General features: G+C 71.2%; 9 protein-coding genes. 7 read left to right on the forward strand and 2 right to left on the reverse strand.

The genetic code is table 11. The features are described 5' to 3' along the window. Position 1: 1 nt before the first annotated feature. Positions 2–1018, reverse strand: coding sequence for a LacI family DNA-binding transcriptional regulator (locus tag GA0070614_RS13090; protein WP_088976219.1), 1017 nt, complete (start codon positions 1016–1018; stop codon positions 2–4). 144 nt (positions 1019–1162) lie between these two features. On the opposite strand from GA0070614_RS13090, the gene arfA reads away from it, so the two are divergent. From arfA to GA0070614_RS13115, 5 genes are read left to right on the forward strand one after another with little or no spacing between them, the layout of a single operon-like run. Continuing rightward, positions 1163–2674, forward strand: a complete 1512-nt coding sequence (gene arfA / locus GA0070614_RS13095; RefSeq protein WP_088976220.1) for an arabinosylfuranosidase ArfA — start codon at positions 1163–1165, stop codon at positions 2672–2674. Positions 2675–2714: 40 nt separating this feature from the next. Next, positions 2715–4046 (forward strand): ABC transporter substrate-binding protein, encoded by a 1332-nt coding sequence (locus tag GA0070614_RS13100; RefSeq protein WP_088976221.1) that lies wholly within the window; start codon positions 2715–2717, stop codon positions 4044–4046. 5 nt (positions 4047–4051) lie between these two features. Next, the gene (locus GA0070614_RS13105) at positions 4052–5014 is read left to right on the forward strand and encodes a carbohydrate ABC transporter permease (RefSeq protein WP_088976222.1); all 963 of its coding nucleotides are present in this window, start codon (positions 4052–4054) and stop codon (positions 5012–5014) included. Between the two features lie 10 nt (positions 5015–5024). After that, a complete protein-coding gene (locus GA0070614_RS13110) occupies positions 5025–5849 on the forward strand; it encodes a carbohydrate ABC transporter permease (RefSeq protein WP_088976223.1) in 825 nt (274 codons plus the stop codon). Beyond that, positions 5846–6868, forward strand: coding sequence for a glycoside hydrolase family 43 protein (locus GA0070614_RS13115; protein WP_088976224.1), 1023 nt, complete (start codon positions 5846–5848; stop codon positions 6866–6868). The genes GA0070614_RS13110 and GA0070614_RS13115 overlap by 4 nt, the downstream gene beginning before the upstream one ends. Before the next feature lie 85 nt (positions 6869–6953). On the opposite strand, the gene GA0070614_RS13120 is transcribed toward GA0070614_RS13115, so the two are convergent. Beyond that, positions 6954–8450: an amino acid permease gene (locus tag GA0070614_RS13120; RefSeq protein WP_231933688.1), complete on the reverse strand. Its 1497-nt coding sequence runs from the start codon at positions 8448–8450 to the stop codon at positions 6954–6956. 317 nt (positions 8451–8767) lie between these two features. Between GA0070614_RS13120 and GA0070614_RS13125 the strand changes: the two genes are divergently transcribed. Further along, entirely contained in the window at positions 8768–10429 is a 1662-nt protein-coding gene (locus GA0070614_RS13125; protein WP_088976226.1) for a glycoside hydrolase family 10 protein, read from the forward strand. Positions 10430–10603: 174 nt separating this feature from the next. Then, complete coding sequence (locus GA0070614_RS13130; protein ID WP_088976227.1) at positions 10604–11146, forward strand: phospholipase; 543 nt, start codon at positions 10604–10606, stop codon at positions 11144–11146. Positions 11147–11178: the final 32 nt, after the last annotated feature.

Raw genomic sequence — 11178 nt, forward strand, 5'->3', positions numbered from 1 at the left:
GTCAGGCGTCGGCCGGGCCCTCGGTGGACTCGCGCAGTTCGAGGCGGTACGGCGCCGACAGCTCGCGGGCCGGGGCGGCCCGCTCACCGGCGAGCCGGCCGGCGAGGAGTTCCACCGCGAGGCGGGCGATGGCCTCCTTGTCCGGCGAGACGGTGCTCAGCGTGGGAACGGAGAACCGCCCGTCCTCGATGTCGTCGAAGCCGGCCACCGCGACGTCCTCGGGGACCCGCAGCCGCGCCTCGTGCAGCGCCCGCAGCGCGCCCAGGGCGAGGGTGTCGTTGAAGCAGAAGACGGCGTCCGGCCGGGCGCCGGAGGCGAGCAGCTGCCGCATCGCGGCGGCCCCGTCGGCGCGGTGCCAGGCGGACGCCGGGGCGACCAGGCTCTCGTCGTAGCCGATGCCGGCGGCGGCGAGGGCGGCCCGGTAGCCCTCCAGCCGGAGCCGGGCGCTGGCCCCCTCGGGGGTGCGCTGCGCGCCGATCGCGGCGATCCGGCGCCGGCCCAGGCCGATCAGGTGGGCGGTGACCTCGCGGGCGGCGGCCACGTTGTCGACCGCCACGTGGTCGGCGGGGCCGTGGTCGACCCGCTCGCCGAGCAGCACCATCGGTATGCCGTCGAGACCGGTGAGGTCGTCGGCGGTGAGCGCCAGCGGGCTGAAGATGAGCCCGTCGATCATGTGGTCGCCGATGCCCGAGGCGGCCACCCGTTCCTGCTCCGGGCCGCCGCCGGTCTGGTCGACAAGCACCGTCCAGCCGTGCACGCCGGCGGCGGTGACCACGTGCCGGGCCAGTTCCGCGAAGTACGGGATGTCCAGCTCCGGCACGGCCAGGGCGATCACCCCGGTACGCCCCTTGCGCAGGTTGCGGGCGGACAGGTTGGGCCGGTAGTTGAGTTCGGCGATGGCCTCCTCCACCCGGGCCCGGGTGTCCGGTCGCACGTGCACGTAGCCGTTGACCACGTTCGACACGGTCTTGACCGACACGCCGGCCCGTTCGGCCACGTCCTTGAGCCTGTGTCGCACGACCTCGTCCTCCGCGGGTGCCGGGTGCCAGGTCCGGACTCTACCGCGGGACAGCATCTTTACAACGTTGGTTACAACGTTGTACAAACCTGGGGTACGGCGTGACCGGCGTCACCCGACACCGGCGAGGAAAGGTGGCACCCCTTGCGCAGCGCTCAGCTGACCATCGACCCGGCCTTCACGATCGGCCCGGCCGACCGGCGGATCTTCGGCTCCTTCGTCGAGCACATGGGCCGCTGCGTCTACGGCGGCGTCTACGAGCCCGGCCACCCGCAGGCCGACGGACGCGGGCTGCGCCGCGACGTGCTCGCCCTGACCCGCGAGCTGGGCGTCTCGGTGGTCCGCTACCCCGGCGGCAACTTCGTCTCCGGATACCGCTGGGAGGACGGTGTCGGGCCGGTCGGCGACCGCCCGCGCCGGCTCGACCTGGCCTGGAAGACGATCGAGACGAACGCCTTCGGGTTGAACGAGTTCATGACCTGGGCCGACGAGGCCGGGGTGGAGCCGATGATGGCGGTCAACCTGGGCACCCGGGGCGTCCAGGAAGCCTGCGACCTGCTGGAGTACACCAACCACCCGGGCGGCACCCAGCTGTCCGACCTGCGCCGCAAGCACGGCGTCGAGCAGCCGTACGGGGTGCGGCTCTGGTGCCTCGGCAACGAGCTGGACGGCCCCTGGCAGGTCGGGCACAAGACCGCCGACGAGTACGGCCGGCTCGCCGCCGAGACCGCCCGCGCCATGAAGCTGGTCGACCCGTCGATCAGCCTGGTCGCGTGCGGCAGCTCCAACCGCCAGATGCCGACCTTCGCCTCCTGGGAGGCGACCGTGCTGGAGCACACCTACGAGCACGTGGACTACATCTCGGCGCACACCTACTACGACCCGTCCGACGGCGACCGGGCCAGCATCCTCGCCTCCGCCGTCGACATGGACGCCTTCATCACCGACGTGGTCGCCACCGCCGACCACGTGGCGGCCAGACAGCGGCAGCGGCGCAAGCTGAAGATCTCCTTCGACGAGTGGAACGTCTGGTACCAGTCCCGGCTCCGGGCCGACCTGGACCGACGCGGCTGGGTCGAGGCGCCCGCCCTGATCGAGGACGACTTCACCGCCGTCGACGCGGTGGTGGTCGGCGATCTCCTGATCACCCTGCTCCGGCACGCCGACCGGGTCGGCGTGGCCTGCCAGGCCCAGCTGGCGAACGTCATCGCCCCGATCCGCACCCGTACCGGCGGGCCGGCCTGGCGGCAGAGCATCTTCCACCCCTTCGCCCTCACCGCCCGGTACGCCCGCGGCACGGTGCTGCGCACCGAGCCGGTCTCGCCCGACTACGACACGTCGCGGTACGGCCCCGTCCCGGCGCTCGACACCGTAGCGGTCCACGACGAGGAGGCCGGTGAGCTGGTGGTCTTCGCGGTCAACCGGAGCGCCGAGGACCTGCCGCTGGCGCTGGACCTGCGCGGCCTGCCCGGGCTGCGCGCCGTGGAACATCTCGGCCTCGCCGCCGGGGACGACCCGGAGGCGATCAACACCGAGGCGGAGCCCGACCGGGTGACGCCCCGGGCACTGCCCACCCCCACCACCGACGGCGGCCGTTGCTCGGTACGCCTGCCCGCCGTCTCCTGGAACGTGCTGCGCTTCACCTCCCGGCTCTGAGCAGGGAACACTCCACCCCGTCCCCCAAGGAGAGCACCCCATGATGCAGAACGACATGAGCCGACGACGCCTGCTCGGTCTCGGCGTGGGCCTCGGCGCGGCCGCGTCGCTGACCCTCGCCGGCTGCGGCGGCGGCAGCGCCACCAAGTCCGGCACCGCCACCGGCAACGGCGGCAAGGACTACACCGGACCCAAGGTCTCGCTGAACCTGTGGAACGGATTCACCGGCGGCGACGGCGACATCTTCAAGAAGCTCGTCGAGCAGTTCAACGCCGAACACCAGAACATCGCGATCGCGGTGAACACGTACCGCTGGGAGGACTACTACAGCAAGCTCCCCGGCGCGGTCTCCAGCGGCTCCGGCCCGGACATCGCGGTCATGCACATGGACCAGCTCGCCACCTTCGCCGCCCGGGGCGTCATCACCGAGCTGGACGACGTGGCCAAGGCGCTGGAGCTCAGCGAGGGCGACTTCGCGCCGACCGTCTGGAAGGGCGGCCTCTACAACGACAAGCGGTACGGCATTCCGCTGGACATGCACCCGCTGGGCTTCTACTACAACAAGTCCGTGATGCAGAAGGCCGGCCTGGACCCGAACAAGCCCCCGACCACCCGGGACGAGTTCACCGCCGCGCTGACCGAGCTGAAGAAGGCCGGGGTGCAGGGCTTCTGGATCAGCCCGTTCCAGTTCACCGGCGGCATGACCTTCTACTCCCTGCTGCACCAGTGGGGCGGCACGCTCTTCGACGCCGAGGTCGCCAAGGCCACCTTCAACTCCGAGCCGGCGGTCGAGGCGTGCACCTGGCTGGTCGACCTGATCAAGCAGGGCCACTCGCCGTCGAACGTCGGCCAGGACGCCGACTACCTGGCCCTCAAGGGCGGCAGGAACGCCTTCAACTTCAACGGCATCTGGCAGATCAACGACATCGCCAAGGACCCGGCCGCGCAGATCGGCGTCGCCGAGCTGCCCCAGCTCGGCACCCGGAAGGCGGCCTGGGCCAACTCGCACAACTTCACCATCGTCAAGCAGCGCAGCGCCGACGCCAACAAGGTCTCCGGCGCGAAGGTGTTCATCAACTGGCTCAGCGAGCACTCGCTGGACTGGGCCAAGGGCGGCCAGATCCCGGCCCGTAAGCAGGTTCGGGACAGCGCCGGGTTCACGGCCATCCCGAACGTCGCCACCCTCGCCCCGGAGCTGGAGTACGCGGCGTTCCCGCCGGCCGCCCCCGGCCTCGGCGAGGTGATGACCACCTTCTACGCGGCCTTCAACGAGGCGGCGCTGGGCAAGAAGTCGCCCAAGCAGGCCCTGGACGACGGCGTGGCCAAGGCCGACAAGCAGCTGGAGGACAACCGCAAGAAGTACGGGAGCTGATCTCGGTGGCGGACGTCATCGAGGTCGGGGCGGCGCGCACCGGCGCGCCGCCCCCGGCGGGCGGCCGGGACCGGCGGCGCCCCACGGCGCGCGGCAGCCGGCTGACTCCGTACCTCTTCCTCGCGCCGTACCTGCTGCTGTTCCTGGCGTTCGGGCTGCTGCCGATCCTCTTCGGCCTGTGGCTCAGCGTCCACCAGTGGGACCTGCAACTGCCGAACCGGCCCTTCGTCGGGCTGGACAACTACCGGGACCTGTTCGACAGCGAGTCGGCGATCTACGGCGACTGGTGGTCCAGCGTCCGGGCCACCACGATCTTCACGGTCTTCTCGGTGCCGCTGCTGGTGGTCGTCCCGCTCGGGCTGGCCCTGCTGCTGACCAGGTCGTTCCCCGGCCGGACGTTCTTCCGGGCCGTCTACTTCGCCCCGTACGTCCTCGGGGTGGCGGTGATCGGCCTGCTCTGGCGCTTCCTCCTGGACGCCAACCTGGGCCTGGTCAACCGGCTGCTCGGCCTGGTGGGGCTGCCGTCGGACACCCCGTGGGTGACCGACGTGCCGTGGGCCTGGGTGTCGCTGGTCGGGGTGACGGTGTGGTGGACCTCCGGGTTCAACGCGGTGATCTACCTGGCCGGTCTCCAGGACATCCCGGCGGAGCTGTACGAGGCGGCGCAGATGGACGGGGCGGGCGCCTGGGACCGGTTCCGCAACGTCACCCTGCCCGGGCTGCGCCCGGTCATGCTCTTCGTGCTCACCACCACGATCCTCGCCTCGGCGAACGTCTTCGGCCAGTCGTTCCTGATCACCCAGGGCGCCCCCGGGCAGCAGACCCGCACGGTGGTCTGGCGGATCGTCGACGAGGGGCTGCGGGACAACGACGCCGGCCGGGCCGCGGCCATGAGCATCCTGTTCGCGCTGGCGCTCATGCTGATCAGCATCGTCAACTTCCGGTTCCTGCGGTACCGGGAAGACTGAGGGAACGCCGATGACGACCCTGCGCCGATCCGCCCGCTACGCCGTCCTGGTGCTGCTGGCCCTGATCTTCCTGACCCCGCTGGTCTGGATGGCCGTCACCTCGGTGAAGACCTACGGCGACGCCCAGCGGATCCCGCCGAGCTTCCTGCCAGACCCGTTCTCCACGTACGCCTACCGGCAGGTGCTCGACAACGCCTCGAACCCGGTGCTGCGCTGGTTCCTCAACAGCATGCTGGCCGCCACCCTGCACTCGGCGCTGGTGCTGGTCACCGCCTCGATGGCGGCGTACGCGCTGGCCCGGTTGCGGTTCCGCGGCCGGGGGGTGCTGTTCGCGCTGATCGTGGGCACCCTGTTCATCCCGCCCACCTCGCTGATCATCCCGAACTTCGTGATCGCCGACCGGCTCGCCTGGCTGGACACCCTCGCCGTGGTCGTCGTCCCCGGGGCGGCCAGCGCCTTCGGGGTGTTCTTCCTGCGGCAGTTCTTCCTCTCCATCCCGGCGGAGCTGGAGGAGGCCGCACTGCTCGACGGGGCCAACCGCTGGCAGATCTTCACCCGGGTGCTGCTGCCGTTGTCGAAGCCCGCCCTGGCCACCCTCGCGGTGCTGTCGTTCCTGACCAACTGGAACGACTTCCTCTGGCCGATCTACGTGCTGTTCAGCCCCGAGCGGCTGACCCTGCCGGCGGGCCTCGGCCTGCTCCAGGGCTCGTACAACACCGACTTCCCGGTGATCATGGCGGGAGCGGTGCTGGCCAGCGTGCCGGTGCTGATCCTGTTCGTCCTGGCCCAGCGGCACATCATCCAGGGTGTCTCGCGCAGCGGCCTGAAGGGATGAGCGCCGGGCAGACCCGGCGGCGCGGCGCCGTGGCGGTCCTCGCCGTGGCGCTGCTCGTCGCCGGCTGCGGCGACGACGCCGGCGACCCTCCGTCGAGTACGCAGAGCGAGGCGAACATGTTCAGCAACCCGGTCATCCGCGCCGACGCCCCCGACCCGCAGATCCTGCCGGTGGGGGACGCGTGGTGGCTGTTCCACACCAACAGCGGCGGCCGCAACGTGCCGGTGCGCCGCTCGGCCGACCTGGTCGACTGGTCCGAGCCGGTCGACGCCCTGCCCGAGCTGCCCGCCTGGGCGGACCCGGGCAGGACCTGGGCCCCCGAGGTGATCGCCCTCGGCCCGCAGCGGTACCTGCTCTACTACACCGTCGCCGGGCGGGAGTCCGGCCGGCAGTGCGTCGGGCGGGCGGTGGCGAGCCGCCCCGAGGGGCCGTACCGGGACGACTCGGACCGACCACTGATCTGCCAGGCCGAGCTGGGCGGGGCGATCGACGCGAGCCCGTTCCGGGACTTCGACGGGAGCCTCTGGCTGCTGTGGAAGAACGACGGCAACGCCATCGGGGTGGACACCTGGATCTGGTCGCAGCGGCTCTCCGCCGACGGGCTGCGCCTGGAGGGGGAGCCGACGAAGCTGCTGCGGCAGACCGAGCCCTGGGAGGGCACCCTGATCGAGGGGCCGTTCCTGCACCGGCAGGACGGCCGGCTGTACCTCTTCTACGCGGCGAACGCCTACGACCGGGCCGAGTACGCCGAGGGCTACGCGGTCTGCGAGAGCCCGACCGGCCCCTGCGTGAAGGCGCCGGAGAACCCGATCCTCAAGGCCAACGAGGTCGCCACCGGCCCCGGCCACGCCTCGATGGTGGTCAAGGACGGCAAGACCTGGCTGGTCTACCACGCCTGGCCCCCGGGCCGGGAGGGCAGCACCGACCCGGGCCGCCAGGTCTGGCTCGACGAGGTGGTCTGGACCGACGGCAGACCGGTGGTGCGGGGCCCGAACGCGGAGCCCCAGCCCAGGCCGTGATCCGGGCCCCGACCGGGCCCGCACGGACCTCCGGGCGGCCCTCCTCTCACGGGATCAGGGGTGGGCCGTCCGGATCCGTACCGGATCAGGGGGTGGGGGTCGGTTCGCCGGCCGGCTCCGTCGCGACCGGCTCGTGGCGGGCCAGGCGGTTGCGGCGGTACCCGTAGCCGAGGTAGATCAGCGCGCCGAGCGCCATCCAGACTCCGAACCGGATCCAGGTCTCCACCGACAGGTTGAGCATCAGGTAGAGGCAGGCCAGCGCGGAGACGAGCGGCAGCACCGGGGAGAACGGCACCTTGAACGGCCGCTCCAGGTCGGGGCGCCTGCGGCGCAGGATCGGCACCGCGATGGAGACGATCACGAACGCGCAGAGCGCGCCGATGCTGACCAGGTCGGCCAGGGCCGACAGCGGCAGGAAGCCGGCGAGCAGCGCGACCGCCACGGTCATCACGCCGGAGATCCGGTACGGGGTCCCCCAGCGCGGGTGGATCCTGGCGACCGCCGGCGGGATCAGGCCGTCCCGGGAGATGGCGAAGCCGATCCGGCCCATGGCCACCAGGTCGACCAGGATCACGCTGGTCAGGCCGGCCACGGCGGCGATGGAGACGAGCACGCCGGCCCAGCCCGCGCCGACCGCGTTGAAGGCCGCCGCGATCGGGGCGCCCCGGTCGATCTCGGTGTACGGCACCATGCCGACCAGGACCAGCGAGACGCCGATGTAGAGCACGGTGGAGATCAGCAGGGTGCCGATCAGGCCGAGGGTGAGGTCCCGCTTCGGGCGGCGGGTCTCCTCGCCGAGGTTGGCCACCGCCTCGAAGCCGGTGTACGCGAAGAAGACCACGGCGGCGGCGCTGAGCACGCCGACGAACCCGAAGACCGACGGCTCCAGCCCGAACAGCGCCTGGGTGACCGGCTGCTTGATGCCGTCCTCACCGGCGTCGGCGGGCTGCGACGACGGGATGAACGGGGTGAGGTTGGCGGCCTTCACGAAGAACAGGCCGGCGGCCACGATGAAGACGCAGATGGCGACCTTGACGACGACCAGCAGGTTGGTCACCCTCGCGGACTCGCGGACGCCGACGATGGCGACGACGCCGAGCAGCAGCACGATGCCGATCGCGCCGACGTTGACGATGCTGCCCTCCTCGCCGAACCAGGCGGTGGGCAGCCCGAGGAGTTCGGCGAGGTAGCCGGACCAGCCGCGGGCCACCACCGCCGCGCCGAGCGCGAACTCCAGCAGCAGGTCCCAGCCGATGATCCAGGCGACGACCTCGCCCATGGTCGCGTACGCGTAGGTGTAGGCGCTGCCGGCGGTCGGCACGCTGGAGGCGAGTTCGGCGTAGCAGAGCGCGGCGAGCAGGGCGACCACGCCGGCGATGGCGAACGAGACCACCACGCCGGGCCCGGCGCTGTCCCGGGCCTCGATGCCGGTGAGCGTGAAGATGCCGGTGCCGATGACGATGCCGATGCCGAAGCCGGTCAGGTCGCGTGCCCTGAGGTGGCGCTTGAGGCCGAGCCGGCCGTCGCTGCCGTCGGCCTCGCTCTGGGCTATCACGTCCTTGATCGGTTTGGTACGCAGCATGGACACCGCGCGCTCCCCCTCCCACCGTGCGACCACCCTGGTGGCGGCCGGTGACCGGCGATGCTACCCAGGACGGATCCTCGTCAACCGCCTCTTCCGTCACACTCCGGTCACGACCGGGCGTGTGGATCCGGTCACGCTGCGAGATGCGCGGGGGGTCACCCGGGGCGGCACGGGCGGCGGTATCCGGACATCCAGGTCAGACCCTTGCGCGGAGGCCGGACGGTGTGAAAATTTTCTACCAGCGGTAGATAGCTTGCGGCGAATGTTGCCGCCCATCGCCGCGACACCGGGAGCCCGACGAAGGGACACACCGCATGAAGGCAACACGGCTCCGAGCCGCCGGGCTGGCCGTGGCACTGCTCGGCACGCTGGTCGCCGGCACGCCCGCGAGCGCCGCACCGGACACCACCACCATTCCCACCACCACCGACTGCACCACCGACCCGGCCACCCCCAAGCGCCAGTTCCGCGCCATGTGGATCTCCTCCGTGGTCAACATCGACTGGCCGACCAAGGCCTCCCAGACCGCGCCGGACCGGATCGCCACCCAGCAGGCCGAGTACCTGGGCTGGCTCGACCTGGCGCAGAAGCTGCACCACAACGCCGTCGTGGTGCAGGTCCGCCCGACCGCCGACGCGTTCTGGCCGTCGCCGCACGAGCCGTGGTCGGAGTACCTGACCGGGGTGCGCGGGCAGGACCCGGGCTGGGACCCGCTCGCCTTCCTCGTCACCGAGGCGCACAAGCGCAACCTGGAGTTCCACGCCTGGTTCAACCCGTACCGGATCTCGATGCCGGCCCCGGGCGGCGCCGGCGCGGACATCACCAAGCTGGCCCCCGGCCACCCGGCCCGCCAGCACCCGGAGTGGACCTTCGCCTACCCGCCGGCCGGCGTCGCCGGCAGCCGGCTCTACTACAACCCCGGCCTGCCCGAGGTCCGCGAGTTCGTCCAGACCGCGATGATGGACGCGGTCCAGCGGTACGACATCGACGGCGTGCACTTCGACGACTACTTCTACCCGTACCCGAGCGGCACCCACCAGGTGCCCGACGACGCCACGTTCGCCGCCCACAACCGGGGCTTCACCGACAAGGCGGACTGGCGGCGGGACAACATCAACCTGCTGATCCGGGAGATGAACGACCGGATCAAGGCGGCCAAGCCGTGGGTCAAGTTCGGGGTGAGCCCGTTCGGCATCTGGCGCAACAAGTCGGTCGACCCGCTCGGCTCGGACACCACCGGCTCGCAGTCGTACGACATCATCTCCGCCGACACCCGTAAGTGGATCAAGGAGGAGTGGATCGACTACGTGGTGCCGCAGCTCTACTGGTACATCGGCCAGTACCCGGCCGCCGACTACGCGCGGCTGGTGCCGTGGTGGGCCGAGCAGGTGCGCGGCACCCGGGTGCAGCTCTACATCGGTCAGGCCGACTACAAGAGCGGCGAGCCGGCGTACGGGCCGTACTGGATGAACCCGCGGGAGTTGTCGGACCACCTGACGCTCAACCGGTCGTACCCGGAGGTGCTCGGCAACGTGCACTTCTCGGCCGTGCAGGTGAAGGCCAACCGGCTCGGGGCGACCGACATCTACGCCGCCGAGCACTACTCCCGGCCGGCGCTGCCGCCGAGGATGACCCACCTGCCGGCGAAGCCGCTGCTGTTCCCCGTGGTGACGAGGGTCGAGCGGTCCGCCGACGGGGTGCGGTTGAGCTGGCGGCAGCCGGCCGACGGCCACGGCCCGCTGGGCACGGCCACCTCGTACGCGATCTACCGCTTCGACGGCAACGGCCCGGTCGACCCCTGCGGCTTCGCCGACGCGGCGCACCTGGTCGGCACCGTGCGCGCCGACGCGACCACGGACGTGCAGTCCTGGCGGGACGAGACGGCGACGCCCGGCGCGACGTACACGTACGCCGTGACGGCGCTGGACCGGCTCTGGAACGAGAGCGCGCCGAGCCCGGTACGGGTGGTGCGCTGACCGATCCGCGAATGCCCCGGGCGATCCTGCCCGGGGCATTCGTCTGTTTCGACGCCTGTCACCAATAATTCGCACCCGTCACGACCGACCGCCGCGAACCCGATCGACACTGATCGACATCCGGTGACCCGCCGGTAACCCATCGCCACACCGCACATCCCCGCGGAGGTAACCGTGACCAGACGCCTCGCCACCCTGCTCGCCTCGGGCACGATCGCACTGCTCACCGCGCTCGGCCTGGCCACCCCGGCGGCCGCCGCCGTCAGCACCGAACAGAAGCTCAGCGTGCTGAGCAGCTGGACGCAGACCAGCGCCACCAGCTACAACGCCTGGAACGCGGCCCGGCTGGACAAGGCCCCCTGGTCCGGGTACGCCTTCGACTGGTCGACCGACTACTGCTCGTCCAGCCCGGACAACCCGCTCGGCTTCACCTTCAACCTCTCCTGCTACCGCCACGACTTCGGCTACCGCAACTACAAGGCGATGGGGCAGTTCTCGGCCAACAAGCCCCGCCTCGACAGCGCCTTCTACGCCGACCTGAAGCGGGTCTGCGCCCGGTACAACGTCGTCGTCCAGCCCGCCTGCTACAGCCTGGCCTGGACCTACTACCAGGCGGTCAAGGCCTTCGGCACGGTGGCCGCCGTGCAGCAGTCCGACATCGACCGGGCCGCCCGGATGAAGGCCGACGCCGAGCGTCGGGCCGCCCTGCGCGGCTGACCCGCCCGGCACGCGCGGCTGCGGTCACCGCA

It is taken from the genome of Micromonospora coxensis (assembly GCF_900090295.1).
Taxonomy (GTDB): domain Bacteria; phylum Actinomycetota; class Actinomycetes; order Mycobacteriales; family Micromonosporaceae; genus Micromonospora; species Micromonospora coxensis.

Coding starts and splice junctions, on each gene's coding strand:
- GA0070614_RS13100 (WP_088976221.1), top strand. CDS start 2,715: ATGATGCAGAACGACATGAGCCGACGACGCCTGCTCGGTCTCGGCGTG.
- GA0070614_RS13110 (WP_088976223.1), top strand. CDS start 5,025: ATGACGACCCTGCGCCGATCCGCCCGCTACGCCGTCCTGGTGCTGCTG.
- GA0070614_RS13115 (WP_088976224.1), top strand. CDS start 5,846: ATGAGCGCCGGGCAGACCCGGCGGCGCGGCGCCGTGGCGGTCCTCGCC.
- GA0070614_RS13120 (WP_231933688.1), bottom strand. CDS start 8,450: ATGCTGCGTACCAAACCGATCAAGGACGTGATAGCCCAGAGCGAGGCC.
- GA0070614_RS13125 (WP_088976226.1), top strand. CDS start 8,768: ATGAAGGCAACACGGCTCCGAGCCGCCGGGCTGGCCGTGGCACTGCTC.